General features: G+C 64.6%; 28 protein-coding genes. 19 read left to right on the top strand and 9 right to left on the bottom strand.

Annotated features, from left to right (window positions below):
• Positions 1 to 343: 343 nt before the first annotated feature.
• The 5 genes from hemE (at position 344) to ACM9HJ_RS06845 (ending at position 5291) form a co-directional block, all read left to right on the top strand.
• Positions 344 to 1408, top strand: a complete 1065-nt coding sequence (gene hemE, locus ACM9HJ_RS06865; protein ID WP_416570966.1) for a uroporphyrinogen decarboxylase — start codon at positions 344 to 346, stop codon at positions 1406 to 1408.
• Positions 1409 to 1438: 30 nt separating this feature from the next.
• Entirely contained in the window at positions 1439 to 2464 is a 1026-nt protein-coding gene (locus tag ACM9HJ_RS06860; protein WP_416570965.1) for a hypothetical protein, read from the top strand.
• A gap of 118 nt (positions 2465 to 2582) precedes the next feature.
• The gene (locus tag ACM9HJ_RS06855) at positions 2583 to 3137 is read left to right on the top strand and encodes a NifU family protein (RefSeq protein ID WP_416570964.1); all 555 of its coding nucleotides are present in this window, start codon (positions 2583 to 2585) and stop codon (positions 3135 to 3137) included.
• Positions 3138 to 3579: 442 nt separating this feature from the next.
• Complete coding sequence (locus tag ACM9HJ_RS06850) at positions 3580 to 4617, top strand: glucosaminidase domain-containing protein (RefSeq protein ID WP_416570963.1); 1038 nt, start codon at positions 3580 to 3582, stop codon at positions 4615 to 4617.
• Between the two features lie 86 nt (positions 4618 to 4703).
• Positions 4704 to 5291 carry a malonic semialdehyde reductase gene (locus tag ACM9HJ_RS06845; protein WP_416570962.1) on the top strand — a complete coding sequence of 196 codons (588 nt, stop codon included), beginning with the start codon at positions 4704 to 4706 and terminating at the stop codon, positions 5289 to 5291.
• Positions 5292 to 5374: 83 nt separating this feature from the next.
• On the opposite strand, the gene ihfB is transcribed toward ACM9HJ_RS06845, so the two are convergent.
• On the bottom strand, positions 5375 to 5659 hold the full coding sequence (gene ihfB, locus ACM9HJ_RS06840) for an integration host factor subunit beta (RefSeq protein WP_416570961.1): 285 nt from the start codon (positions 5657 to 5659) through the stop codon (positions 5375 to 5377).
• A 358-nt stretch (positions 5660 to 6017) separates the two neighbouring features.
• Here ihfB and ACM9HJ_RS06835 point away from each other — a divergent pair, with 358 nt between their 5' ends.
• Entirely contained in the window at positions 6018 to 6335 is a 318-nt protein-coding gene (locus tag ACM9HJ_RS06835) for a DMT family transporter (RefSeq protein WP_416570960.1), read from the top strand.
• A 7-nt stretch (positions 6336 to 6342) separates the two neighbouring features.
• Here ACM9HJ_RS06835 and ACM9HJ_RS06830 read toward each other — a convergent pair whose 3' ends face one another.
• On the bottom strand, positions 6343 to 7005 hold the full coding sequence (locus ACM9HJ_RS06830) for a TetR/AcrR family transcriptional regulator (RefSeq protein ID WP_416570959.1): 663 nt from the start codon (positions 7003 to 7005) through the stop codon (positions 6343 to 6345).
• A gap of 213 nt (positions 7006 to 7218) precedes the next feature.
• Between ACM9HJ_RS06830 and ACM9HJ_RS06825 the strand changes: the two genes are divergently transcribed.
• The 3 genes from ACM9HJ_RS06825 to ACM9HJ_RS06815 all read left to right on the top strand — a co-directional run bounded on the left by ACM9HJ_RS06825 (position 7219) and on the right by ACM9HJ_RS06815 (position 11129).
• Complete coding sequence (locus tag ACM9HJ_RS06825) at positions 7219 to 8058, top strand: SirB1 family protein (protein ID WP_416570958.1); 840 nt, start codon at positions 7219 to 7221, stop codon at positions 8056 to 8058.
• Between the two features lie 93 nt (positions 8059 to 8151).
• A complete protein-coding gene (gshB, locus tag ACM9HJ_RS06820; RefSeq protein WP_416570957.1) occupies positions 8152 to 9102 on the top strand; it encodes a glutathione synthase in 951 nt (316 codons plus the stop codon).
• A gap of 191 nt (positions 9103 to 9293) precedes the next feature.
• Positions 9294 to 11129, top strand: coding sequence for a DUF885 domain-containing protein (locus ACM9HJ_RS06815; RefSeq protein ID WP_416570956.1), 1836 nt, complete (start codon positions 9294 to 9296; stop codon positions 11127 to 11129).
• Here ACM9HJ_RS06815 and ACM9HJ_RS06810 read toward each other — a convergent pair.
• From ACM9HJ_RS06810 to ACM9HJ_RS06800, 3 genes are all read right to left on the bottom strand, one after another.
• Complete coding sequence (locus ACM9HJ_RS06810) at positions 11126 to 12100, bottom strand: quinone oxidoreductase family protein (protein ID WP_416570955.1); 975 nt, start codon at positions 12098 to 12100, stop codon at positions 11126 to 11128. The genes ACM9HJ_RS06815 and ACM9HJ_RS06810 overlap by 4 nt on opposite strands.
• A 107-nt stretch (positions 12101 to 12207) precedes the next feature.
• Positions 12208 to 12900: a dienelactone hydrolase family protein gene (locus tag ACM9HJ_RS06805; protein WP_416570954.1), complete on the bottom strand. Its 693-nt coding sequence runs from the start codon at positions 12898 to 12900 to the stop codon at positions 12208 to 12210.
• A gap of 43 nt (positions 12901 to 12943) precedes the next feature.
• Positions 12944 to 14998: a thioredoxin domain-containing protein gene (locus ACM9HJ_RS06800; RefSeq protein ID WP_416570953.1), complete on the bottom strand. Its 2055-nt coding sequence runs from the start codon at positions 14996 to 14998 to the stop codon at positions 12944 to 12946.
• A 146-nt stretch (positions 14999 to 15144) separates the two neighbouring features.
• Between ACM9HJ_RS06800 and ACM9HJ_RS06795 the strand changes: the two genes are divergently transcribed.
• The 10 genes from ACM9HJ_RS06795 to ACM9HJ_RS06750 all read left to right on the top strand — a co-directional run bounded on the left by ACM9HJ_RS06795 (position 15145) and on the right by ACM9HJ_RS06750 (position 23933).
• On the top strand, positions 15145 to 15408 hold the full coding sequence (locus ACM9HJ_RS06795) for a DUF6489 family protein (RefSeq protein WP_416570952.1): 264 nt from the start codon (positions 15145 to 15147) through the stop codon (positions 15406 to 15408).
• Positions 15405 to 15800 (top strand): (2Fe-2S) ferredoxin domain-containing protein, encoded by a 396-nt coding sequence (locus ACM9HJ_RS06790; protein ID WP_416570951.1) that lies wholly within the window; start codon positions 15405 to 15407, stop codon positions 15798 to 15800. Before ACM9HJ_RS06795 ends, ACM9HJ_RS06790 begins: the two co-directional genes overlap by 4 nt.
• Before the next feature lie 22 nt (positions 15801 to 15822).
• Entirely contained in the window at positions 15823 to 17142 is a 1320-nt protein-coding gene (mnmE, locus tag ACM9HJ_RS06785; RefSeq protein WP_416570950.1) for a tRNA uridine-5-carboxymethylaminomethyl(34) synthesis GTPase MnmE, read from the top strand.
• Between the two features lie 61 nt (positions 17143 to 17203).
• The gene (gene mnmG, locus ACM9HJ_RS06780; protein ID WP_416570949.1) at positions 17204 to 19072 is read left to right on the top strand and encodes a tRNA uridine-5-carboxymethylaminomethyl(34) synthesis enzyme MnmG; all 1869 of its coding nucleotides are present in this window, start codon (positions 17204 to 17206) and stop codon (positions 19070 to 19072) included.
• 55 nt (positions 19073 to 19127) lie between these two features.
• Positions 19128 to 19733, top strand: coding sequence for a 16S rRNA (guanine(527)-N(7))-methyltransferase RsmG (rsmG, locus tag ACM9HJ_RS06775; protein WP_416571336.1), 606 nt, complete (start codon positions 19128 to 19130; stop codon positions 19731 to 19733).
• Between the two features lie 35 nt (positions 19734 to 19768).
• Complete coding sequence (locus ACM9HJ_RS06770; protein WP_416570948.1) at positions 19769 to 20593, top strand: ParA family protein; 825 nt, start codon at positions 19769 to 19771, stop codon at positions 20591 to 20593.
• Entirely contained in the window at positions 20586 to 21482 is an 897-nt protein-coding gene (locus ACM9HJ_RS06765) for a ParB/RepB/Spo0J family partition protein (protein ID WP_416570947.1), read from the top strand. The genes ACM9HJ_RS06770 and ACM9HJ_RS06765 overlap by 8 nt, the downstream gene beginning before the upstream one ends.
• Positions 21483 to 21563: 81 nt before the next feature.
• Entirely contained in the window at positions 21564 to 21989 is a 426-nt protein-coding gene (locus ACM9HJ_RS06760; RefSeq protein ID WP_416570946.1) for a hypothetical protein, read from the top strand.
• Complete coding sequence (locus ACM9HJ_RS06755; RefSeq protein WP_416570945.1) at positions 21989 to 22369, top strand: ACT domain-containing protein; 381 nt, start codon at positions 21989 to 21991, stop codon at positions 22367 to 22369. The genes ACM9HJ_RS06760 and ACM9HJ_RS06755 overlap by 1 nt, the downstream gene beginning before the upstream one ends.
• 100 nt (positions 22370 to 22469) lie before the next feature.
• The gene (locus tag ACM9HJ_RS06750; RefSeq protein WP_416570944.1) at positions 22470 to 23933 is read left to right on the top strand and encodes an alkaline phosphatase D family protein; all 1464 of its coding nucleotides are present in this window, start codon (positions 22470 to 22472) and stop codon (positions 23931 to 23933) included.
• A gap of 12 nt (positions 23934 to 23945) precedes the next feature.
• Here ACM9HJ_RS06750 and ACM9HJ_RS06745 read toward each other — a convergent pair whose 3' ends face one another.
• Genes ACM9HJ_RS06745 through lptE form a run of 4 tightly spaced genes read right to left on the bottom strand, consistent with a single transcriptional unit; the run spans position 23946 to position 26619 of the window.
• The gene (locus tag ACM9HJ_RS06745; protein WP_416570943.1) at positions 23946 to 24632 is read right to left on the bottom strand and encodes a DJ-1/PfpI family protein; all 687 of its coding nucleotides are present in this window, start codon (positions 24630 to 24632) and stop codon (positions 23946 to 23948) included.
• Between the two features lie 21 nt (positions 24633 to 24653).
• On the bottom strand, positions 24654 to 25022 hold the full coding sequence (locus ACM9HJ_RS06740) for a cupin domain-containing protein (protein WP_416570942.1): 369 nt from the start codon (positions 25020 to 25022) through the stop codon (positions 24654 to 24656).
• A gap of 34 nt (positions 25023 to 25056) precedes the next feature.
• Positions 25057 to 26085, bottom strand: coding sequence for a DNA polymerase III subunit delta (gene holA / locus ACM9HJ_RS06735; protein WP_416570941.1), 1029 nt, complete (start codon positions 26083 to 26085; stop codon positions 25057 to 25059).
• A gap of 12 nt (positions 26086 to 26097) precedes the next feature.
• Positions 26098 to 26619, bottom strand: a complete 522-nt coding sequence (lptE, locus tag ACM9HJ_RS06730; protein ID WP_416570940.1) for an LPS assembly lipoprotein LptE — start codon at positions 26617 to 26619, stop codon at positions 26098 to 26100.
• Positions 26620 to 26654: the final 35 nt, after the last annotated feature.

Here is a 26654-nt window from a genome sequence, read left to right as displayed (position 1 = left end):
TTTTATCGGCCCGGTTGCGCGGCTTGGGATTAAGCCGGCGGGTTTGCCTGTGAATCAAGGACGAATCGGCGGCATGGCGTCAATTGTCCCCACATCGCAATGATCCCGGAGATGCCTGTATTTCCGCGGGCCTTGACATAAGGTCCATAAAGTTTTCCACAATTTTTTTCCACACCTGGAACTGTGAAACCAGCTTGTGGAAAAATTTGCGGACAAAATGGAATTACCGTTATCCACAGGCCCCACTACACCCTCAATCCTTCATCTAAAAAATTAAAGTTTTAAGGAGGGGCATGGGATAAAGTCCGCGCGCTTTGGCTTTTCGTGATCCGGGTCCCTATCCATGACGTCGCTATCTCCCGTTCCGCCCAAGAAGATGCTGGCCGCCCTGGCCGGCCATCCCCAGACCCCGCCGCCCTTCTGGCTGATGCGGCAGGCGGGACGCTATCTGCCCGAATACCGGCAGCTGCGGGCCCAGGCGGGCGGGTTCCTGGACCTGTGCATGAACCCGGAAATGGCGTGCGAGGTCACCCTGCAGCCGCTTCGCCGGTATGGCATGGATGCCGCCATCCTGTTCTCCGACATCCTGATCGTACCCCACGCCTTGGGCCAGGGCCTGCGCTTTGCCGAAGGCGAAGGGCCGGTGCTGGACGCCATCCGTAGCCAGCAGGGCCTGCTGAAACTGGATCTGTCCAGCCTGCACCGGCGGGCGGCACCCGTTTATGAGACGGTGTCACGCATTCGGGCCGCCCTGGATGAACGGACGGCCCTGATCGGCTTCGCGGGATCGCCCTGGACCGTTGCCTGTTACATGGTGGAAGGGGCAGGATCGAAGGAATATGCGCATGTGAAGCGTTTCGCCTATACCGACCCCGTTGGCTTCAACCGGCTGATCGACATTCTGGTCGAAGCGACGGTGGAATATCTGTCGATGCAGATCCAGGCCGGTGCCGAACTCGTCCAGCTGTTCGACAGCTGGGCCGGTGCCTTGTCCGCGGCCGATTTCCAGCGTTTTGTCGTGGCCCCTACCAAGCGCATCACCGCCGCCCTGAAGGAAAAGCATCCGGAAACCCCGATCATCGGCTTTCCGCGCATGGCCGGGCTGAACCTGGAAAGCTTCGTGGAACAGGCCGGTGTAGATGCCGTGTCGTTGGACCCCGGCGTACCGGCCGCCTGGGCGGCGGAAAAGCTGCAGGGCAAGGTGGCGGTGCAGGGAAATCTTGATCCCGTGCTGCTGATCGCCGGCGGGGAAGCGATGGACCGGGCCGTGCTGAACCTGCTCGACACGCTGGGTCATGGGCCGTTCATCTTCAATCTGGGCCATGGCATCATCAAGGAAACCCCACCGGAAAACGTATACCGTTTGGCTGGATTGATCCGGGACTGGAAGCCTGCCACAAGGGGTTGATTCTAAGACCCTACAATTTGTGTGCCTGTGGTGACCAACAGCCTGCGGGACCGCATTGCCGTCATTTTGATGCAGCCGGGTCAACCGGCGGCGGACGGGTTGGTATTGCCCTATCTGCGGGCCCTGCTGGCGGCCGCGCGGCCGCGACCTCCCTCCCTGCCCCTGCGTCCGCTGCTGGGCCTGCGTGCCCGGCTGCTGGCCCGCCATTTCGTTCTGGACGAAATGGCGGCGGTGGTGGAGGAACCGATGGAAGGTGCGCTGGAGAACGCCCTGTGGGGCGACGGCATCGTGCGGGTGTTCACCGCCGGCCTGTTTGCCCCGCCATCGCCCATCGCCATCGCCCATGAGGTGGTGGCGTTCAAGCCCGACCGGCTGGTGCTGGTGCCGCCGTCGCCCCTGTTTTCCGGCGGGCTGAACGGCATGGCGCTGCAGGCCTGGCATCGGGCGGCCAATGCGGCGGGCCTGGATGTGCCGACCAGCAGCCTTTGCTGCCATCCCACCGATGCCGCGGTGCTGCGCGCCTTGTCACTGCGGACGGGTGAGGTACTGGCGCCCGGCGGTACCGGATCGCTCCTGCTGGTGACCCCCGGCACGGGCTGGGCGGGTGGTGATCCGCTATCCTGGCAGATGGGGCGGCTGGCGGGGGAATTGGCCAAGCTGATGGATGTGCCGGCGGCGCGCATCGCCACGGCGCGGCTGGATGTGCCGGGCTTCGATGAAGGCGGAATGCTGTCCGTGGAACAAGCGATCCGGCGCTGCCGTACCCCGTCGCTTGCCATCCTGCCTCTGTCGCCCTGGCCGCTGATCCGGGCGCAATGGGCGGATTTCGAGGGCGAATGGCGTGACCTGGGTGCGGCATCGGGCATCCTGTCACTGACCTTGGCCCGTCCCGCCCTGGCGGAGGGTGGGGAACTGGCGCCGTTGGTGCGTCAGGCGCTGGCCGGCCGGGCAGGGGTCTGTGCGGGGTTCGGGCGGCGTCTGTGTCCCGATAATCATGCCCATTGCCCATACCGGCGCATGGCGGTGGCTGCCATGCGTGACGCCGCCATGGCTTGATTATGCCGGGCATTGGCCCCAACTTCGGGGTTAACGCCTCAATGGCATGATTTGAGGCTCACGCCTTAATGGCATGTTCGAGGCTCACGCCACAACGGCATGATCAGGATCGCACCAGATGTTCATCCAGACCGAAGAGACCCCGAACCCGGCCACGCTGAAGTTCCTGCCGGGCCGGGACGTTCTGGGCACCGGTACCGCCGATTTCACCGATGCCGCCGACGCGGCCGCCCGTTCGCCCTTGGCCGACCGGCTGTTCGCGGTGGAAGGGGTAACCCGTGTTTTCCTGGCCGGTGACTTCATCACCGTGACCAAGGATGCCGGCCGCGACTGGTACGTGATGAAGCCCGGTATCCTGGGCGCCATCATGGAACATTTCGCCACGGGCAAGCCCGTGCTGACCCAGGCCAAGGCTGACGATAACGAGATCGCCGAGGATGATGACGAGATCGTCGCCCAGATCAAGGAACTGCTGGACGCCAAGGTGCGCCCCGCCGTGGCCCAGGATGGCGGCGACATCACCTTCCACGGCTTCGACAAGGGCGTGGTCTACCTTGCCATGAAGGGTGCGTGCGCCGGTTGCCCCAGCAGTACCGCCACTTTGAAGGCCGGCATCGAAAACATGCTGCGCTATTACATTCCCGAGGTTGTCGAGGTTCAGCAAATCCGATAAGGTGCGCATCCCTTGGCCTGAATTGTGCCTCAATTCGGTCGCAATGGCCTGGGATATCATGCGTCGACAGACGGCGTGCCGGGGGGTATGGGGCCCCTTCGCGGGGAATTCTGACCCCACCGGCACGAAGCCTGCGCAACGGTTTACCCTATCGGAAGGGGTCCGTTGAAAGGTGTTACCATTAAGGTGTTAACGCTGACGCTGTTGGGCCGGCCTTATTAGGGGCCAAAGGCCAAAGTGCGGAGTTTGCTCCGGCAAAATGACGAACGTGCGCCCGGGTTTTCGGGCGGCGCGCCACGTCCTTTCGGCTTGGACTGTAAGAGGTTGAACAAACATGCTGACAGACGCGAACGAGGGCCATGTGAGCCCCCGCGGTACGGCTGCCCGCATTTGGGGCGTGTCCGCCCTATTTATGCTTATCACCGCCATCCTTCCGGCAACCGTGTTCATCACCGCTTCCAGCCGTTCGCTGGACCGGACGGCGCAGGAATTCCTGCTGCCGGTGCTGCGGCCCGATCCGGGCTTCACGGTGGAGATGGCGGCCGCCACGACGCGCCATGACCCGTCTTTCAAGCTGGACGCCAAGTCCACGCTGGACCTGTTCCATGCCCGTGAATACCGCATCGAAACGGTGCGCAGCGGGGAGACGGCGGTGCCGCGCCTGGTGCTGACCGACCTGCCCACCGGCATGACCGCCATGGACAGCACGGATGACCGTAAGGCCTTGTTCGTGAAGACGTTGCTGCCGCTGATCCTGATGACCAATGAACGGATCGAGCAGGATCGCGATCGTCTGCGCCGGCTGCATACCGTCCGTCAGGGCGGCCAGGGTCTGGCGCCGCAGGATCGGCGCTGGCTGGCCGATCTGGCCGTCCGTTATGGGCTGACCGCCGATGGCGAGGTCAATACCAAGGCGCTGTTGCAGCGTGTGGACGTCGTCCCCGTCTCCCTGGCGCTGGCCCAGGCGGCAGAGGAGAGCGGTTGGGGTACCTCGCGTTTTGCCCAGAAAGGCAACGCCCTGTTCGGGCAGCTGACCTTCAAGGCGGAAGACCAGGGCATCGTGCCCCGCAACCGCCGCCAGGGCGAGACACACCGCTTCAAATCCTTCGACGATCCCAAGGGCAGCGTCGACAGCTATATCCATAATCTGAACACCCACCGCGCCTATACCCAGTTTCGGCAGATGCGGGCCAGCCTGCGCGGCCAGGACAAGCCGGTCAGCGGTCTGGCCCTGGTGAATGCCCTGGGCGCCTATTCGGAGCGGGGGGAGGATTATCTGCGCACCATCCGGTCGCTGATCCGTGCCAATTCCCTGTCCGACTTCGACAAGGCGGTGCTGAGCGAGGACCAGATGGAAGAGGTGCTGGGGCCACGTACCCGGGCCGAGCTGGCCAGGGATCCGGTGCAAAGCCAAGCCCGCAACGATGCATCGGACCGTGGATTGATGCCGGGTGTGGTATCGGCCAGCCTGCGTCGCTAGGTTCGCCCTATCTTTGCCCCTTGCCGTCGTGCCCCTTGTTGACCCATACAACGGGCACGACCCTTGTCTTAACCAAGGATGCAAAGATGACGGATACGCTTTCCGACGGCGCCCTGGACCAGCTTTTCCGCACGGCCCGCACCTATAACGGCTTCATCGACAAGCCCGTGACGGCGGAGACCCTGCGCCAGATACATGATCTGGTCCGCTGGGGTCCCACCAGTGCTAATTGCTCTCCCCTGCGCATCGTCTTTCTGACGACGCCGGAGGCCAAGGAACGGCTGCGTCCGGCTTTGTCGTCGGGCAACCTGGCCAAGACGCTGGCCGCCCCGGTTACGGCCATCCTGGCCTATGACACCAAGTTCGCGGAGCATCTGCCGCGTCTGTTCCCGCATGTCGATGCCCGTCCCTGGTTCGCCAATCCCGACGTGGCGTTCGAGACGGCGTTCCGCAACAGCAGCCTGCAGGGCGGTTATTTCCTGATCGCGGCACGGGCCCTGGGCCTGGATTGCGGCCCGATGTCGGGCTTCGACCAGGGCAAGCTGAACGCGGAATTCTTCCCCGACGGCCGGTTCAAGGTGAATTTCATCTGCAACCTGGGCTATGGCGATCCCAGCAGCCTGTTCGCGCGCAGTCCGCGTTTCGATTTCGAGGATGTGTGTCAGGTGCTTTGAGGTTCGACCTCATAAGCAGATCAAACCCCGCCAACCAGCTGGTTGGCGGGGTTTTTTCATATTATCTCAGGGAGTTACAGCGCTCATTCGTCCGTGTTCAGACGCTCGCGCAGCTGCTTGCCGGTCTTGAAGAAGGGGATCACCTTCTCATCGACATCCACGCTCTCACCGGTGCGCGGGTTGCGGCCGGTGCGGGCGTCGCGTCGCTTCACGGAGAAGGCGCCAAAGCCGCGCAGTTCGACCCGGTCACCCTTGGCCAGCGCTTCCGTGATCTCATCGAAGATCGTGGTGACGATCTTTTCCACATCGCGCTGATACAGATGCGGATTGCGTTCGGCCAGTCGCTGGATCAGTTCCGACTTGGTCATGCCTGTTAATCCCCCCTGGGACGTGAAGCCTTCCGGACCCGACCTTCTTCGACCGCTCAACGGTAGCCGGGCCGAAGGTCTGGGCCCATGGCCACCTTTGTTTGACCCTTTGAGATTGCCCCAGCCCGGCCGGCTGCGCAAGGGTAAGTCTTTCTGCGCAAACAGTTTTCCTAGGTCCATTATGCCGTTTGGGCGGGATGCCGCATGTGGACTATGTCACAATGGCGGGTTGAAGGGGGGCAGGCCAGCCACAATATGATGCGCGATATCGGTATCATTGCCTGATGCCGGCCACCGGGGACGACCCCGATGGTGCCGTATGGTGGCGGGGACGGCCCTGCGCGATGGAGGATGCTCCATGGCCTGGGTTTATCTGTTGGCCGCCGGCCTGTTCGAAATCGGCTTTGCCGTGGGTTTGAAGGCCAGTCACGGCCTGTCCCGCCCGGTTCCTTCCCTGATCATGCTGGCCTGTCTGGGGACCAGCCTGTGGCTGCTGGCGTTGGCCATGCGCACCCTGTCGCTGGGTACGGCCTATGCCATCTGGACCGGCATCGGCAGCGTCGGTGCGGTGCTGTTCGGCATGTTCCTGGCCGGTGAAGGCTTCAGCCCCGGTCGCTTGGCCTGCGTACTGCTGATCCTGGCGGGTGTTGCGGGGCTGAAGCTGCTGGAAGGGTGAAGGGTTTTCAGCCCACCATCCCCCAATATTGCCGGATCAGCCGCTTGAACTCCGTCAGCAGGCGGGCCTTGACCACGGCGTCTTCTTCCAGGGGGGCGAAGCTGCTGCCGGCCAGCGCCTGCAGGAACTGCCAGGCCAGATGCCGTCCCATTTCGAACTTGACCGGGTCGGCTTCCAGGAAGGAGCCATAGACATCCTTCGCCGTCTGTTCCCAACGCGCGGCGAAGGTGGCCTTGGCGGGCCCCATGATGGATGCCAGCTCCGTGTCGGTACGGGCGGCGGCCTCCAGTTCCTTCCAGGCGGTCCAGAACGGGCTGTGCGCGGCATGCCACAGCGCCTCGATCCCCTGGTCCAGCCCCTCCCCGCCCTCATGCGCGACATTGGCCGTGGCGGCCAGATATTCGGCGGTGAAGCGCTGGGTGATGTGGTCCACCGTGGCGCGCAGCACCTCCGGCGTGGTGGGGAAGTAATATTGCACGGCCCCGCGGGTCACCCGCGCCTGCTTGGCGATCTCCGACGTGGTGGTGCGGTGATAGCCGATTTCCAGGAAGCAGCGGATCGCGGCCTCGATGATCCGCTGATGCGTGGCGATACTTTTTGGCGTTTGCCGCACGCGCGAAGCAGGAAATTCGCTTTCAACATCCGTTGCGACCACAGGGGGGATCGGCATGGTTCTCGTTCCGGAAACCGAGGTTACTGATTAACCTGATCTTAACCCTATATCGGGTTGAGCGTTTATCTAGAGCGAATGGCGTTACCAAGGCAATATGGCAATGCGCCGGGCAGACCAGACGGCGGGGCGGGTCGCGCCTTGGGGCTCGACACCTGCGCCCCGGCTGCGCTATGGGAAGCGCGGACCATCTAGAGAACGAGCATCCCGCCCGTGACGCCGCGCCTACAGGCCCTGGATTATCTGCGCCGCATCGGACAGACGGCGGACGATGATATCGACCTGGGCGAAGCCGCCCTGGCACTGGCTGTGCTGGACCATTCCACCGATCTGGCCCCCTATCGCGCCCACCTGGCCGTCATGGCCGCCGATCTGGGCCAGCTGACCGCCGGCAAGCCGGACGGGCTGGAGGATCGCGTGGCCGCCCTTGGCCGGCTTCTGGAGAAGCACGGATATCAGGGTGACAACGAGACCTATGAGGATTTGCAGAACGCCAACCTGCTGCGGGTGATCGACCGGCGGCGCGGCCTGCCCGTGGCGCTGGGTATCCTGGTGATGGCGGCGGCCCGGGCCCAGGGCTGGACCGTGATGGGCCTGAATTTCCCCGGCCATTTCCTGCTGCGCTTGGACCATGCCGGCGGGCGCCAGATCTTGGACCCGTTCGCCGGCGTCGCCGCCTTGGGTCCGCGCGAATTGCGCGAGATGCTGAAGCAGACCGCCGGGCTGGAGGCGGAGCTGACGCCCGACCATTACGCGCCGGTGTCGAACCGCGAGGTGCTGTTGCGCCTGCAGAACAATCTCAAGCTCCGCCACCTGTCGGCCGACCAGCCGGAGAAGGCGCTGGCGGTGATCGAGGATATGCTGCTGTTCGCACCCGACCATATCGGCCTGTGGCGGGAATCCGGTCTGCTGAATGCGCATCTAGGCAAGCTGACGGCCGGCATCCAGGCGTTCGAGACTTTCCTGCGCATCGGGCAGGAACGTGGGGCGTCCGCCCAGCTGCTGGACCATACGCGCAATCTGCTGCGCCAGCTGCGCGGACGGCTGAATTAACCCTTCACCCCTGTGATGGCACGCATGGCGCGGTGCTGCCGCTTGTGCTTTCCTGCGCCCATCTTCCTTTCCGCCTGCCGGAGACATGCCGACATGACCCTCAAGGTCGCCATCCAGATGGACCCGATCGAGTCCATCAATATCGATACCGACAGCACCTTCATGATGGCGCTGGAGGCGCAGCGCCGCGGCCATGCCCTGTGGCATTACCATCCCCGCGACCTGGCGCTGCGTGGAAACAAGCTGTTCGCCAAGGTCCGTCCCATGCAGGTGCGGCGCGAGCGCGGCAACCATCACAGCATGGGTGCGGCCGAAATCGTCGATCTGTCGACTTTCGACATGGTGCTGATGCGTCAGGACCCGCCCTTCGACATGGCCTATATCACCGCCACCCATCTGCTGGAACATATCCATCCCAAGACGCTGGTGGTGAACGACCCGGCCGCCGTGCGCAACGCGCCGGAAAAGCTGTTCGTCACGCATTTCCCCGAGCTGATGCCGCCCACGGTGATCACATCATCGCACGAGGAAGTGCTGGTCGCGCGTGCCGAATGGAAGGACATTATCGTTAAGCCCTTGTTCGGCAACGGTGGCTCCGGTGTGTTTCACGTGAAACCGGATGATGAGAACCTGGGCGCGCTGCTCGAAACCTTCACCCAGCTCTATCGGGAGCCGATCATCGTGCAGAAATACCTGCCGGAGATCCGCAAGGGCGATAAGCGTATCATCCTGATCGATGGCAAGCCGGCCGGTGCCGTTTCCCGCATCCCGATGGACGGCGAGGCGCGGGCCAATTTCCATGCGGGCGGCAGCGCCGGCAAGACCGTGCTGACCAAGCGCGAGCAGGAGATTTGCGAAGCGATCGGCCCCACCCTGCGCCAACAAGGCATGATCTTCGTGGGTATCGACGTCATCGGCGATTACCTGACGGAGATCAATGTCACCAGCCCCACGGGCATCCAGCAGATCAACCAGCTGGACGGGTCCGCCCTGGAAGCCGTGCTGTGGGACGCGATGGAAGCGCGCTTCGCGGCCACGCGCTGAGGATTAGAGCGGCTTCCGGGATACCGGGAGCCGCTCCGGCGGCGACTGCCGCTGCGGCGCGCGTGCGCCGTGGAGCCAAGCCGCGGATGCGGCGCCGGCGTTTGAGGAACACCAAAGGGGTGGCAAGCCCTTGCCCGCCGTCCCCGCTTGCTGTCATCCTCCCACCCCAAAACATCGATTTGGGGGATGTGATGGTGCGTTCAAGCAACAATCCGAATATCGGCCGGCGCGGCTTTCTCTGTTCCTGCTGCGGTTTCACGGCCTGGAGCATTGCCGGTGGCCTGCTGGCCGGTCCGGCCCGTGCGGCGGATGCCGATCCCGGCCTGAATGCCTTCTTCGCCGATGCCTTCGCCCGGCAGGCGGCGAAGTCGCCGGAGCTGCGCACGGCCCTGGGCCTGCCCGGGGATCAGGGATCGTGGGACGACCTGTCGGACGCGGCCCTGGCCGCCAGTGACAAGGAACTGACGGCCGATCTGGCCCGCCTGCGCCGTGACTTCCCCGATGACAAGCTATCGGCCGACGGCAAGCTGAACAAGAAGCTCTGGGAATATCAGGCGGAGGAAAAGCTGGCTGCAGCCCGCTGGCGTGCCAACACCTATCCCGCCGACCATTTCAACGGCCGGCACGGCGACATCATCGATACACTGACGACATATCACCCGATCCGGGACAAGGTGGGGGCGCAGGCCTGGCTGGCGCGGGTCAAGGGTATCGACCAGCCTGTGGGCCAGCTGATCCAGGCATTGGAGGCCCATGCCGCGAAAGGCGTCATCCCCCCGCGCTTTTCCGTGGAAAAGGCCCTGGTGGCCGTGCGCAACGTCCTGACCGGCCGGCCCTTCGTGGCCAGTGTGGCTGAGGAGACGGCCCTGCTGGCCGGTTTCCGCCGCAAGGTGGAGATGCTGGACCTGCCCACTGCGGACAAGGCGGCGTTGGTGGCGGAGGCCGGCACCCTGCTCACCACCCACTTCGCCCCGGCGTGGACACGGCTGCAGGCGACGATGGAAGGGCTGTTGGCCAAGGCGGATGATCGCGACGGTGTCTGGAAACTGCCCGATGGTGCCGCCTATTACCAATATTGCCTGTCCCGCCACACCACCCTGCCCCTGAAGCCGGATGCCGTCCATGATCTGGGCTTGGCGGAGGTGAAGCGCATCCATGCGGAGATGGAGGGGATCAAGGACAAGGTCGGGTTCAAGGGCGACCTGCCCGCCTTCAACCAGTTCCTGCGCACCGACAAACGCTTCTATTTCGCCGATGATGATGCCGGGCACGATGCCTATCTGAAGGGCGCCAACCTGGTTCTGGACCGGGTGAAACAGGTGCTGGACGGGCAGTTCAACTTGAAGCCCAAGGCCCCCCTGGTGGTGCAGCGGTTTGAACGCTATCGCGAGGCCAGCGAGACCATCGCCCGCTACAGCCAGCCGGCCGCCGATGGCTCCCGTCCCGGCATCTATTATGTCAACCTGTCCAACATGAAGGAGATGCCGATCTGGCAGATGGAGGTCCTGGCCTTTCATGAAGGCATTCCCGGCCACCATATGCAGATCGCCCTGGCGCAGGAAGCGACGGGCCTGCCTGACTTCCGCCGCCATGATTTCCACACCGCCTATGTGGAAGGCTGGGGGCTTTATTCGGAGCGGTTGCCCAAGGAACTGGGCTTCTATGCCGACCCCTATTCCGATTTCGGCCGCCTGACCTTCGCCCTGTGGCGGGCGCTGCGTCTGGTCATGGATACCGGCATCCATGCCAAGAAATGGACGAGGACGCAGGCCATCGATTATTTCGTGGCCAATTCCGCCTTCACGCGTGAGGTGGCGGAACGCGAGGTCGACCGCTACATCGTCTATCCCGGCCAAGCCTGTGCCTATTATATCGGCATGCAGAAGATTCTGGAACTGCGGGAAGCGGCGCGGAAAAAGCTGGGCACGAAGTTCGACATCAAGCGCTTCCACGACATGATCCTGGGCAACGGATCGGTACCGCTGTCGGTGCTGGAACAGGTCGTGGAAGGCTGGGTTAAGGCTTAAGGCACCAGCACAGTGGCGCCCGTGGTGACACGGGATTCCAGGGCACGGTGGGCATCGGCGGCGTCACGCAGGGCGAAGCGCTGATGGATGTTCACCTTGACTTGGCCCCCTTTGACCACCGCGAACAGGTCATCGGCCATGGAAAGCAGCTCCGCCCGCGTGCCGGCATAGTGCTGTATCGAGGGGCGGGTGATGAACAGGCCGCCTTTCTTGTTCAGCAAACCCACATCGAAGGGCGGCACGGCACCCGACGCGTTGCCATAGCTGACCATCAGGCCGCGCCGGCGCAGACTGTCCAGCGACCGTTCGAACGTGTCCTTGCCGACCCCGTCATAGACGACATCGACGCCCTGGCCGTTGGTGATCTCCCTCACCTTCGCCACCACATCCTCGTCCCGATAGAGGATGACATGGTGGCAGCCGTTGGCGGCGGCCAGGGCGGCCTTTTCCGCCGATCCGACAGTGCCGATCACCGTGGCGCCCAGGGCGTTGGCCCATTGACTGGCCAAAAGCCCCACGCCGCCAGCGGCGGCATGGATCAGGATCGTATCACCGTGCTTCACGTGGAACGTCTGACGCAGCAGATACTGCGCCGTCAGCCCCTGCAGCAACATGGCGGCCGCCACCTCGTCGGTGATCCAATCGGGTAGCTTGATCAGCTTTTCGGCCGGCACCAGGCGGTGTTCGGCATAAGCGCCCAGAGGTGACTGGCCATAGCCGACACGGTCACCGGGTGTCAGGTCTGTCACCCCCTCACCCACCGCTTCGACGATGCCCGCCCCTTCCATGCCCGGCGTGAAAGGCAGCGGAGCGGGGTAGAGGCCGGTGCGGAAATAGACATCGATGAAGTTCAAGCCGATGGCCGTGTGCCGGATCAGGGCCTGTCCCGGTCCCGGTTTGCCCACATCAACGCTGGTCCAGCGCAACACTTCGGGTCCGCCGGTCTGTTCGACGGTGATGGCATGGGTCATGGTGTGATCCTGACAAAGTGGGATCGGTTGAACAGAATCGTTTCAAGCGTGAATCGCACGACAATAAAAGAAGCCGGGATACGTTGATCCGCATCCCGGCAGGGGCCTCAGCCCAGGTGCTTCTTGAAGAACGCGGCCGAGCGGCCATGGGCCAGCTTGGCATCCGCATCGTCATAATGCTTGCCACCGATGCGGGTGAAGGCATGGTCGCGTTCCGGATAGACATGCACTTCGACCAGGAAGTTGCCGGCCACGGCCTCCTTGATGGCGGTCTGCGCCTCGGGCGGCACGAACCCGTCCTTGCCGGCGATATGCAGCAGCAGCGGCTTGGTGATGGCCGATACCTCGCCGATATCCTTGTCGATGCCGACGCCGTAATAGCTGACGGAGGCATCGACATCGGTGCGGGTGGCCATCAGATAGGCCAGCTTGCCGCCCAGGCAGAAACCGACACAGCCGACCTTGCCGGTGACGCCGGGATATTTGCGGATGAAGGCCAGGGTGGCGGCCAGATCCTCGACCCCCTTCACCTCGCTGAAGCCCTGATACAGCTGGAAGGCCTTCTGCCATTCGGCATCGGTCTTGTCGGTGATCTGGATGCCGGGTTCCTGGCGCCAGAACAGGTCGGGCGCGATGGCGAAATAGCCGGTGGCGGCATAGGCATCGGCGATGGCGCGGACATTGGCGTTGACGCCAAAAATCTCCTGAATGACGACGATGGCGGGACCCGCGCCATTGGCCGGGGTGGCGAGATAGGCGCTGAAGCTGCCATCATCGGTCTGGATCGAAACGTCGGGCATGGTGATATCCTTCTTCGTATGGATCGTGTGAAATAGGGCCGGATCATCCGCCCAGAAGGGCGGCCAGGTCTGTGGCGGCCGTCACCGGGGCCGAACAATGCTGTTCCTGACAAAGATAAGCGGTCGCACGTCCTTTAACCATGGTTTTACCTGCGGCGGGGTGCAGCGGCGGCGGCGATACCCCACCATCCTTTTGGTGGAATAACACCAGATTGGGCCGCGACCGTTCCAACGCCACCCGCCGCATCGCCATCGCCTCTGCGTCATCTGCCGGGCCGGCGATCACCAGCACCTGGCCGTGCAGCCGCAGATCGACGCCATTCAGGAACCCGGCCAGGGGGAAGAAGTTCCTTCCCACCTCACCCGCGAAGGCGGTGATCAGGGCATCCGCGCGCTGGCGCCATTGATCGTCCCCGCTCAGCAGCCAGAGCCGGCTGAACAGCCCGACCAGTGTGCCATTGCCGGCAGGCACGGCATTGTCATGGGCATGGCGCGGGCGGCGGATTAGGTCGTCGGCATCATCGGCGGTGATGAAATAGCCGCCATCGGCATCGTCATGGAAATGGGACTGGACTTTTCCCAGCCAGGTGACGGCCTGGTCCAGATATGTGCCTTCCCCGGTGACTTCGAACAGGGTGACGGCGGCGCGGGCCATGTTGGCATGATCCTCCAGCGTGCCGCGGTGGCGGGCCTGTCCATCCCGATATCCATGCCAGAGGCGCCCGCCGGACGTGGACATGTGGTCCCGGACAAAGGCGAAGGCCCGCTTCGCCGCGTCCAGCCAGTCCGCCCGTTCGAACACGGCCCCCGCCCTGGCCAGCGCCGCGATCATCAGGCCGTTCCAGTCGGCCAGCACCTTGTCGTCCCAGCCCGGCCGCACCCGTCCGGCGCGGGCCTGCAGCAGGATGGCACGGCATCGGGACAGCACCTGCTCCGTACCCTCATCCGCCAATCCATCCTCGCGCATGCGGTTCAGGATCGTGTGGCCTTCCCAATTGCCTTCCCCGGTGACGTCATAGGTTCGGCAGAACAGCTCGGCATCGTCGGCGGGCAGCAGGCGGCGGATTTCGCTCTGGGCCCAGACATAGAATTTGCCCTCCTCCCCCTCGCTGTCGGCATCCAGGGAGGCGGCGAAACCACCGCCCTCGGCCACCATCTCCGCCAGCACCCAATCGGCGGTCTCGGCGATGCGGACGGCCAGCAGCGGATCGCGCGTCTCCTGCCAGACGGTTAGCATCAGGTCGATCAACTGGGCATTGTCGTAGAGCATCTTTTCGAAATGCGGGACCAGCCATTCGGCATCGACCGAATAGCGAGCGAAGCCGCCGCCCAGATGATCATAGATGCCGCCCTGCGCCATGCGGGTCAGGGTCTGTATGGTGGCGGTGGCGAACTGCGGCCGGCCGGTATGGCGGAAGGCCCGCCACAGCAGTTCGAAAATACCCGGCTGCGGGAATTTGGGGGCGCCGCCGATGCCGCCTTGGACCGGGTCCACCTCCTGCACCAGTCGATCAGCCACCTGGATCAGGGTGTCGGCGGTAATGGCCTCTCCCGGCCGGCCGGTGGCCAGGTTGTCCATGGCGCTGGCCAGAGCCTGGACATTGCGCTGGACCTTCTCCGGCTCCTCCGCATAGGTCTGGGCCACGGTTTGCAGGACCTCCGGGAAGCCCGGCCGGCCCCAGCGCCGTTCCGGCGGGAAATAGGTGCCGCCCCAGAACGGATGCCCGTCGGGCGTCAGGAACATGGTCAGCGGCCATCCACCCTGTTGCCCCAGCAGGCTCAGCGCTTGTTGGTAGATATGGTCCAGGTCGGGCCGTTCCTCACGGTCGACCTTGATATTGATGAACAGCTGGTTCATCAGGCCGGCGATGGCGGGGCTCTCGAAACTCTCATGCGCCATCACATGGCACCAGTGGCAGGCGGCATAGCCCACCGACAACAGGATGGGCTTGCGCAGCGCCTTCGCCTTGGCCAGCGCCTCGGGCCCCCAGCCCATCCAGTCGACGGGATTGTCCATATGCTGGCGCAGATAGGGGCTGGTTTCCCGGTGCAGCAGATTGCCGGTGCCGCGATGGGCATCCGTATTGGGCGTGGCCATGGATTATCCTTTGGCTGGATCGGGCCATCATGGCGCGGGGCCGTGACGAGCCGATGAAGAACAGATAGTTTATCCTTGTGGTCGAACCCAGGGTGCGGGAAAAATCGCGGCCAAGTCTTTTTGGGGCCGACGGGGGAGCCGCCGACATGAAGGTCACCATCAATATCGATTGCACGCCGGAAGAGGCGCGGACCTTTCTGGGCCTGCCCGATGTGCAGCCCATGCAGGAGGCGCTGATGCGCCAGATGCAGGATCAGCTGTCGGCCAATATGAAGGCCATGGATCCGGAGACGATGATGAATACCTGGCTGCCGATGAGCATGCAGGGGTTCGAGCAATTCCAGAAACTGATGTGGTCGCAGATGTCCAGCGCCATGGGCGGCACGACCACCAAGGATGGCAAGAAGTGAGTGATGCCGTGAAGGGCGATCCCGCCCCCTATTACCGCGCCCATGTCTTCGTCTGCACGAACGAGCGGGAAGCCGGTCACCCCCGTGGCTGCTGCCGCAGCAAGGGTGGGGACGAGCTGCGCGACTATATGAAGAAGAAGGCTACGGGCCTGGGATTGGGCAAGTCCGTGCGCATCAACAATGCCGGCTGCCTGGATCGCTGCGAGCTGGGCCCCTGCATGGTGATCTATCCCGAGGGCGTCTGGTACAGCGTGACCAGCAAGGCCGACGTGGATGAGGTGCTGCAGACGCACTTGGCCGAAGGCAAGCGGGTGGAGCGGCTGATGCTGAAATCCACCGACAAGCTGCCCGCGGATGTCGCCGCCCGCCGGGCTGCCGCGGCGGCGGAATGATGTTTCACGTGAAACACGCCTGATGCGCGCCGACACCATCTTCGCCCTGGCATCCGCCCCCGGTCGCGCCGGGGTGCAGGTGATCCGCCTCTCCGGCCCTGATGCCGGCCGGGCGCTGCAGGTCCTGACCGGCCGCCCCCTGCCGGCACCGCGTCTGGCCGTATTGGTGGGACTGCGTGACCCGGTCACGGATGAACTGTTCGATAAGGCCCTGGTCCTGCACTTCGCCGCTCCCGCCAGCTTCACCGGTGAGGATGTGGTGGAACTGCACCTGCATGGCGGTCGTGCCGTGCTGGCGGCGGCGACCAATGCGCTGACCGGCCTGGGCTTGCGGGTGGCGGAACCGGGGGAGTTCAGTCGCCGCGCCTTCGAACATGGCAAGTTGGATTTGACCGAGGCCGAGGCCATCGCCGATCTGGTGGATGCAGAAACGGCTGCGCAGCGGCGCCAGGCCCTGCGCCAGATGGAAGGCGCGTTGGGGCAGCTTTATGATGGCTGGCGCCATCGCCTGACCCGCGCGCTGGCCCATCTGGAGGCCGATATCGACTTTCCGGAGGAGGATCTGCCCGGCGGCCTGTCCGATGCCGTGCGGCCGGCGGTGGAAGGGCTGGTGGCCGAGCTGTCGGCGCATCTGGCCGATCAGGGGCGGGGGGAGCGGCTGCGTGACGGTATCTCCATCGCCATCCTGGGCGCACCCAATGCCGGCAAGTCCAGCCTGCTGAACGCCATCGCCCGCCGTGATGTTGCCATCGTCTCCAATCAGGCCGGCACCACCCGCGACGTGATCGAGGTGCAGCTGGACCTGGGTGGATATCCCGTCCTGCTGGCCGACACGGCCGGTCTGCGCGATGCGGCGGACCAGGTGGAGAGCGAGGGTATCCGCCGCGCCCTGGACCGGGCGGCAAAGGCCGATCTGAAGCTGCTGGTCTTCGATGGCGGTGAACTGCCCGACCCGGCGACTCTGGCCTTGGTGGATGAGGATGCGCTGCTGGTGATGAACAAGGCTGATCTGGCAGGTGCCGCCGCACCGCTGGTTGGCCGTCCCATCCTGCCCATATCCGCCCGCACGGGCGATGGGGTGCCGGCGCTGCTGATGGCGCTGGAACAGGCGGTGGCTGCCCGTTACGCCCCGTCCGGCGCCCCCGCCCTGACCCGCGCCCGCCACCGGTCGGCGCTGGAGGAATGCCGGGAAGATCTGCAACGGGCGCTGCAGGCACCTCTCCCCGAACTTGCGGCGGAGGATGTGCGGCTGGCGGTCCGTGCCCTGGGACGGATCACGGGGCGCGTGGATGTTGAGGATTTGCTGGACGTGATCTTCCGGGATTTCTGCATCGGCAAGTGACGGGGCGGCATGCAAGCCCAGCCCTTTGACTCGAAGCCTTGGTCGACATATGTTCCGCGCCATGCAGCACTATGATGTGATCGTGGTTGGCGGCGGCCATGCGGGATGCGAGGCGGCGGCCGCGGCGGCGCGTGCGGGGGCCCGTACGGCGCTGGTGACCCACAAGATCGAAACCATTGGCGAGATGTCGTGCAACCCGGCCATCGGTGGTCTGGGCAAGGGGCATCTCGTTCGCGAGATCGACGCGCTGGACGGGGTCATGGGGCGGGTTACCGACCAGGGCGGTATCCAGTTCCGTGTCCTGAACCGGTCCAAGGGCCCGGCCGTGCGCGGCCCCCGTGCCCAGGCCGACCGAAAGCTCTATCGCCAGGCGATGCAGAAGGCGCTGGCCGAGCAGCCGAACCTCGACATCATCGCCGCCGCGGCCGAGGACCTGATCATCGACGGGTCGGGCACCTGTGCCGGCATCGTGACCGGTGACGGGCGGGAAATCCGTGCCGGCGCCGTGGTCCTGACCACCGGCACTTTCCTGCGCGGTCTGATCCATATCGGGGAAGAGAAAATCCCCGCCGGCCGCGTGGGGGAAGAACCGGCGATCGGCCTGTCCCTGACGCTGGAAAAGCTGGGCTTCAATCTGGGAAGGTTGAAGACCGGCACGCCAGCGCGCCTGGATGGCAAGACCATCGATTGGGCCGGGCTGGAGATGCAGCCGGGCGACAATCCGCCCCCGCCCTTCTCCACCCTGACCGACCGCATCACCACGCCGCAGATCGACTGCGCCATCACCTATACGACGCCGGAGGTTCACCGGATCATCCGGGAGAATATCCACCGTGCGCCGATGTATTCCGGCCAGATCGAGGGTGTGGGCCCGCGCTATTGCCCCAGCGTGGAGGACAAGGTTGTCCGCTTCGCCGACAAGGAACGCCACCAGATTTTCCTGGAGCCGGAAGGGCTGGATGATGACACCGTCTATCCCAACGGCATCTCAACCTCCCTGCCGCGCGACGTGCAGATCGACATCCTGAAGAACATTCCCGGTCTGGAACATGTTCGCATGATCCGACCGGGCTATGCCATCGAGTATGATTATGTCGATCCGCGCGAGCTGACCCGCACCTTGGAGACGCGCCGCCTGCCCCGCCTGTTCCTGGCCGGGCAGATCAACGGCACGACCGGGTATGAGGAGGCGGCGGCCCAGGGGCTGGTGGCGGGCACCAATGCCGCCCTGGCCGTGGCCGGTTCCGCACCCTTCGTGCTGGACCGCGCCGAGGCCTATATCGGCGTGCTGATCGATGACCTGATCACGCGGGGTACGTCCGAGCCCTATCGCATGTTCACCAGCCGCGCCGAATACCGGCTGCTGCTGCGCGCCGACAATGCCGATCAGCGCCTGACCGACCGGGGCCTGGATATCGGCATCGTCGGCAGCAGGCGCGCCGCGCATTGGGCGGACAAGAAGGCGGCGCTGGCGACAGCGCGCGATATGGTCACCGGCCTGTCAGCCACGCCGAACGAGCTGGAGAAGCACGGGCTGCATATCAACAAGGATGGCGTCCGCCGCACCGCGCTGGATCTGTTGCGTTATCCGGAGATCGATTTTCCCCGCCTGTGTCAGGTTTGGCCTGAACTGTCCGCGCTGTCGCCCGACATCGCGGAGCAGGTGGAGATCGACGGGAAATATGCCGGGTATCTGGATCGACAGGAGGCGGATATCCGCGCCTTCCGCAAGGATGAGGCTTTGGAACTGCCGGCCGATCTGGACCCGGACAGCATCGCGTCCCTGTCTGCGGAAATCCGCCAGAAACTGAAGAGCACCCGGCCGGCGACCTTGGGGGCGGCTGCGCGTATTCCGGGAGTGACGCCAGCTGCACTCACGGCATTGTTGCGGCATGTCAAGAAGCGTGGGAGCGACCGTGGTGCCGCGTAAACCGTCCAAGCCACTGAAGCTGCCGCCCATGCCTCGCCCCCCGGGGCCGCCGCCGATGACCCCGGCGCAGTTCCAGGAAAAGTTCGGTGTTTCACGTGAAACACTGGAGAAGCTGGAGGTCTACGCGGCGCATCTGCGCAAGTGGAACCCGGCCATCAACCTAGTCTCCAACACCACCTTGGAGGACCTGTGGAGTCGGCATCTGGCCGACAGCGCGCAGGTGTTTTCCCTGGTGCCCGACGGCACGAAGGTGCTGGTCGATCTGGGCTCCGGCGCCGGCTTCCCCGGTCTGGTCCTGGCCATCCTGGGCGTGCGGTCGGTGCATCTGGTCGAATCGGATGTGCGCAAGGCGGCATTTCTGCGGGAAGTGGCGCGGGTTACCGGGGCACCGGCCACCATCCATCCGGTACGGATCGAGGTGGCGGATGTGCCGGAGGCCGATGTCGTGTCGGCACGCGCCCTGGCGGAACTGACGCTGCTGCTGCCCTGGGCGCATGGAATGCTAAGGCCGGGGGGTGTCTGCCTATTTCCGAAGGGCAGGACGGCCGAGGATGAATTGACCGCGGTCAAGGATTCCTGGAATATGCGGATCGAGCGGTTCCCCAGCCAGACCGATCCGGCCGGAACCATTCTTCGGATCAGCGATCTTTCGCCGAAGTGAGCCTGCCTCGCCACCAGCCGAACAGCAGAGGTTGAATGTCAGTGTCGAGCGCCGCCCTGCCCCGCCCCGCCGCCCGTGCCCGCGTCATCGCCCTTGCCAACCAGAAGGGCGGCGTGGGCAAGACCACGACCACCATCAATCTGGCCACAGCGCTTGCCGCTTGTGGCAAGCGCGTGCTGATCATCGACAATGATCCGCAGGGCAACGCCTCCACCGGCCTGGGTATCTCCCAGGGCAACCGGGAATTCGGCATCTATGACCTGCTGTTCGCCGACCTGACGGTGGAAGAGGTGGCGGTGGCCACCTCCGTTCCCGGTCTGTGGGTGGTGACGGCCAATGTCGACCTGTCGGGGGCCGAGGTTGAGCTGGTCAATGTCGAACGCCGCGAATTCCGCCTGAAGGACAGCCTGGAAAAATCGTCGGGCGGCTTTGATTATATCCTGATCGATTGCCCGCCGGCCCTGGGCCTGTTGACCCTGAATGCGCTGGCGGCGGCCGATGCCGTGCTGGTGCCGTTGCAGTGCGAGTTCTACGCCCTGGAAGGACTGTCGCACCTGATCCGTACCATCGAGCGCGTGAAGCGCGCCTTCAACCCCACGCTGGATATCAACGGCGTGGTCCTGACGATGTTCGACCGTCGGAACAACCTGTCCGACATGGTGGCCGCCGATGTGCGTGGCTTCTTCGGCGAAAAGGTCTATGAGACGGTGATCCCCCGCAATGTGCGGGTGTCCGAGGCGCCCAGCCATGGGAAGCCGGTGCTGCTGTACGATCACAAATCGGCCGGCGCACAGGCCTATATCCATCTGGCGGGCGAGATGTTGAAGCGCGAGCGGAAGCGGCAGTTGGCTTATGGATGAACCAAGGAAGAATAATTCGCGCACCGGTCTGGGGCGCGGCCTGTCGGCCCTGTTCGGGGAAGCCGCGGGGAATGAGGAGGAGCAGCAGGTCGACCGGGTCCGCCTGACCCGCCTACTGCCCATCGATCAGGTTCATCCCGGCAAGTTCCAGCCGCGCCGCCGCTTCGATGAGGAAGCGCTGACGGCGCTGGTGGAGAGCGTGCGCGAGCGCGGCATCCTGCAGCCGCTGCTGGTCCGCAAGGATCCCGCCGCCCTGCCCGGCAACAGTTCCTACGAGATCATCGCCGGCGAACGCCGCTGGCGTGCCGCACAGCTGGCCGGCCTGCATGAGGTGCCGGTGCTGGTCCGCACGCTGACGGACCGCGAGGCGCTGGAAATCGCGCTGGTGGAGAATATCCAGCGCTCCGACCTGACGCCTTTGGAAGAGGCGGAGGGCTATAAGCGGCTGATGGATGAGTTCAGCCACACGCAGGAAGACCTCGCCCGCTCGGTGGGCAAGAGCCGATCCCATGTGGCCAACATGCTGCGCCTTCTAGCCCTGCCGGACGAGGTGAAGCAGATGGTGCAGGACGGTCAGCTGTCCATGGGCCATGCCCGCGCCCTGCTGACCGCCCCCAACCCGGTCACCGCCGCGCAGGAAGTGATCAAGCGGGAACTGAATGTCCGCCAGACCGAAGCACTGGTGAAGCAGATGTCGGCCGAACCGCTGGTTCTGACCAAGCCGGTGAAGGAGAAGGCGCCGGACACCGTGGCGCTGGAGCGTGAGGTTTCCCTGGCGCTGGGCCTGAAAGTGTCACTGAGCGGCACGGGCAAGAAGGGCACCTTGCAGATCCATTACCGCACGCTGGACCAACTGGATGGCGTGCTGAACCGCATCCTGAAGCGGTGAGATTGGGAGAAGGCCGGGCTCAGACCTGGCCTTTTTCATATCCGGACATCAACGATAACAGCAGCTATCCTTGGGGGAAGCATGACCGACAGCAGCCAGATCGGGGCCGAGGCCGCCGCCTATTTCAACGCCTATAGCGCCGCCTTCGCCGCTTATGACACGGAACGCGTCGCATCGCTGTTCGACCAGCCGCTGACCGTGCTGACGGCGGCACGGCCGATCGTGCATGGGGATCAGGACGCGGTGCGCGCCTATGTCGATGGCATGCTGGACACCTATCGCTCCATCGGCCTGGCCTGGCCGGTGCCGGCAGCGGTGTGGGCCTGGCCCTGCGGCGATGATCTGGCGCGGGCGGAGGTGTTGTGGCTGCTGCGCTCGGCCGACCGGGCAGAGATCATGCGTTTCTCCACCTCCTACCTGCTGCGCCGGGACGCGGATGCCGGCTGGCGCGTTTCCGTCGTCATCTCCTATGAGGAGCCGGAGAAGCTGCCGGCCGCCGGCGCCTGATGGTGTCGCTGCCGCTGACCCTGCTGCGGGATGTGCTGGCGGTCTGCCGGCTGACGCCGGATGCTCCCCTTCCCGCCTGGGCGGCGGGTCCCGGCTTTGCCAGCATCACCCGCACGCAGGAGGAGCTGTCCATTGTCGTGCGGCAGGACCGTGTCCCGGGCGATGTGGTGGCCGTGCAGGGTTGGCGGGCGCTGAAGGTGCAAGGACCCCTGGATTTCGCCCTGACGGGCATCCTGGCGGCCCTGACGGCCCCGCTGGCGGATGCGGGCATCAGCCTGTTCGCCATCGCCACCTATGACACGGACTATGTGCTGGTGAAGGAAGAGACACTGGAGGCGGCGATCACGGTATTGACGGCGGCCGGGCACAGATTGGTTTGATCTGCGACCAGCGCGTGCTTGAGTGAATATCAGTACATGATTTTGCGATTTTTATTCATATGCCATATGCGACGATTTCCCCTGCTCGATGGGGGTAATCATGACGCGCTTTCTCGGTCCCGTTCTCAATATCCGCAATGCCACGCCCGAGTTCTGGCATCTGTCCGTGCTGGTGGTCGAGGATGCGGCCCCTGCGAACATCGACTGGCAGGTGGGCGATAAGACGGGGATATCGACCGCCGCGGCTTTATGGACGCGGGGTACGCGAACAGCCTGGTGCTATGAGCTTCTCCTGCCCCGCATCGCCGTGAATGGCCGTTACCGGCTGGATGGGATCGACTATGCGGTGGCGATCCCTGAAAGCGGGGCCGATCCACGCTGTGTCTATATCTCCTGCAACGGCTTCTCAGATCCGACGGTGATGGCGAAGCACAAGTATGAGAAGACGAATATGTGGCGGAATATCGCCGGAAGGATCGGCAGGGAGACCTATCACCTGCTCATCGCCGGCGGCGATCAAGTCTATGCCGATTCCCTGCTCCATAAGGGAGGATTCAAGGAATGGGAGGCTCTCTCTTTCGATAATGGCAACGCTGCGCCCTTGACCCCGGACATGGCCGAGGCACTGCAGGATTTCTACTTCGATCTCTATTGCGATAACTGGTCGGACACTCATATGGCGAAGGTAATGGCCAGCGTGCCGATGCTGGCCATGTGGGATGATCACGACATCATCGATGGGTGGGGGTCCCACCCGACCGCGCGGCAGGAATGTGCCGTCATGGTTGGCATTTTCAATGCGGCCCGGCGCGGCTTCGCGGTCTTCCAGCAGCATCTGGAATCCTTTGTGACGAGATATCCGGACGGGATCGGTGATTGCTTCAGCCGCGGATTGCTGATCGGATCGACGGCTATCCTGGCCCTGGATATGCGGTCTGAGCGGCAGCCCAATCAGGTCATGCTGCGGGAGCATTGGGACAAGGCGGTGCAATGGATGGCCGCGCTGGACCCGGCCAAGGTGAAGCATCTTCTGCTTCTTTCCTCCATTCCCGTCGCCTATCCCAGCTTCAGCCTGCTGGAGGATGTCCTGGCCACCATTCCGGGGCAGCAGGAACTGGAAGACGATCTGCGCGACCATTGGAACAGTGTATCCCATGCGCAGGAGCGCATACGCCTGATCCACCAGCTGATCGCCTTGTCGGTGCGCAACATCCGGCCGACAATTCTGTCGGGCGATGTGCATGTGGCGGCGCTGGGGCAGATTGAATCGACCCGTGATCCCACCCGGGTGGTCACCATCAACCAGCTGATATCAAGCGCTGTCATCCACCCGCCGCCGCCGGCGCTGGCCGCCTTTGCGCTGGGCTTCCTGTTCGACAAGGCCATGGAACTGGACACGCGCATCACAGTTCGAATGGCGCCTTTCCCCGGTACCCGTAGCCGCATGATCGCCCGACGCAACTACATGGTCCTGGAACCGGACAACCAGAACCGCATCTGGGCCAACTGGATCGTGGAAGGGGAAGACAGCCTCTACACCAAGGTGATCCATCCCTTGTGCTGACAGGAGGGGCAGCTACGGCATCGCGCTGCGCAACCGTTGCGCCGCCGCTGTCGCCGCCTGTCGGCGTTTTTCCTGAAACACCGCCGCACGGGCCCGCATATCGGCCACCATGGCCGCATCGGCGCTGCTTGGATGACCGCTGCCGAACGGTGGGGCGGGGTCGTATTCCATGGAAAGCTGGGTGCGTTCCGCCTGCTCGCGGCCGAACAGCATCTCGGCCAGATGCAGGGCGAAGTCGATACCCGAAGTGACGCCGCCGCCGGTGACGCGGTTACGGTCCACCACCACACGCTCCGCCGTTGCTGTGCAGCCGAACAGCGACAGCTGCTCCAGTGACATCCAGTGGCAGGTGGCGCGGTAGCCGGTCAGCAGGCCGGCGGCCGCCAGGACCAGGGAACCGGTGCAGACAGAGGTGACATAACGCGCGCTTGCCGCCTGGGTGCGCAGGAAGTCCAGGGTCTCAGGGTCATCCATCAGCTCTAGCTGTCCCGGCCCGCCGGGCACGAACAGGATGTCGGCCTGGGGGGCGTCAGCCAGAATATGGGTGGACAACAGGCGCAGGCCGCCGCTGTCGGTGACCGGCTCCAGGTTCTTCGCGGCCAGGGTGATCTTCACGTTGGGCAGCCGCGTGAACACCTCGAACGGGCCGGTGAGGTCCAGTTGGGTCAGGCGGGGATAGAGCAGCATGACGATGTTCATGACGGCTCTCCCCCGGGGCGATCAGGCCGACAGTTGCTGATCGATGCTCTTGGTCAGCGGCGTATCGACGTCGCCCGTATGTTTGGTCGTCACCGTTTCGATCAGGGCGATCCAGCATTCCTCGTCGGCGACGGGATTATGCAGCGTGTCGCGGGGAACGACGTGCATGTCGCCCTCCCCCAGTTCCACCGCCACACCGCCTTCATATTCGATGCGCATACGCCCCTTCATGACCAGGAAAAGCTCATCCTCGGTGTCATGCTTGTGCCAGGCGAGCGTCCCATGGATCTTGGCCAGTTTGACATACTGGTCGTTCACCTGGCCCACGACCTTGGGGGACCAATGGTCGGTGACGCTGGCGAAGGCGGTGGACAGGTTGACGACGCGCATGGCGGGGGGCTCCGGCGGGATCGATGCCGGCAGCTTACCCGCGCCGCGCCAGCTGCGCCAACTGGAAGAAGGCGCGGGAGCAGATGGTCTCGTCCGGCATATGGGTGCGCTTGCACTCCGCTTCCGCCTCCTGCAGCCGGTCCAGGGCCTGGTGCAGCTTGGGCAGGGTCCAGTTGCGGATCTGGGCGGTCAGGATGGGTTCCAGCTTGAAGAAGACGGGCGGACGCAGGGCCTTCACGGCGGCCTGCGGGGTCTGGCCCTTGGCGACATGGGCCACGGCCATGTGCAGGCGCTGGAAATAGCGCTGGCCGGCCCGCAGCAGCGCCACGGTGGCCGTGCCGTCGGCATAGAGGCGGCGCAAGGAACGATCCACTTCCGCCATGTCGCCGCTGGCCGCCGCCTGGGCGGGTTCGTCCAGGTCGAGTGCGGCGCTGTCGCCGATCACGGCGCGGGCATCGGCCAGGGTCACTTGTCGCTGGCCCAGCATGTAGAGCGCCAGTTTGTCGATCTCGCCCCGCGCCATGGACCGGTCGCCGACCAGATTGCCGGCCAGCCAGTCGCGAGCGTCCATGTCGATCTGCAACCCGTGATCGGCCATGATGCGGGCGATGGTGCCGGCCAGCTCCTCCTCGCTTTCCACATAGCAGGCGACGGCGCCGGCAATGTCGCCGACATCCTCCACCGCCTTGCGCAGCTTGGACCGGGCATCCAGCTCCCCCGCCTCGATCACCAGCAGCGTGTCGCCGCCGGGAAAGGCCTTCAGCAGGGCGGTGATGGCGGGGGACAGCTTGTCGTCGGCATCGCGGACACGCACCACGCGGCGCCCGCCGGTCAGGGCGATGGCGGCCAGCTCGTCACCCAGGCGGGCGGGGTCGGAGGCGGCTTGATCGCCCTTCAGTTCCGTCACGCGGAACGGGTCGGACAGGTCCTCGCAGGCCGATTGCGCCGCCGCCTTGCCGCGTTCGCGCACCAGACCCTGGTCGGGGCCATAGAGCAGGACAAGCCGCGTGACAGGCGGCGGGCGCTTGGCGAAGGCGTCGGCGTTGCGGGGCTGGACCTTCAAACCGCCCTCCCCTTACTGCTTGTCGCGGGCGAAATACAACGACAGACGGGTGCGGATATCGTCGGCCAGTTCCGTCAGGCCGCGATCATAGGCGTCCTGGCGGGTGGCCAGCACCGCGAACTGGCTGTCCAGCAGGTTGAAGCTGACCACGGAGCGGGAGAAGGTGCGATAGACCACCTGGCCCGTGCTGATCTCGATCAGTTCGTAACTGGCCTGCAGGCGCAGGCGGGCGCGGGTGGCCGTGGCGTCCTTCTGGATGCCCAGTTCCTCCTCCGTCGCGGCCAGGGCCACCGACAGGCGGTAGCGCGGGCTGGCGGGGCGGCCGTCGGTGTAGAACCGGTCGATCAGGTTGTTGCGCAGGACCTGGCCGTTGCGATCGACGATCGGGTCGATCTGGACATTGGCCAGGGCCACGCCCACCGCACTCTCATGCGCGCCGGTACCATAGACCGGCTTGAACCCGCAGGCGCCCAGCATCGCCGGCAACAGGGCCAGCATCAGGGGAACGGCAAGGCGGGAAGGACGGTGGGACATGGCGCGCCTCTTTGAGGCTTGGTTCAAGGATTTGG

Origin of the sequence: Niveispirillum sp. KHB5.9, assembly GCF_048066115.1 — a bacterium.
GTDB lineage: Bacteria > Pseudomonadota > Alphaproteobacteria > Azospirillales > Azospirillaceae > Niveispirillum.
The sequence above is the reverse complement of the archived record's forward strand: the minus strand, read 5'-3'. Positions and strand labels throughout refer to the sequence as shown.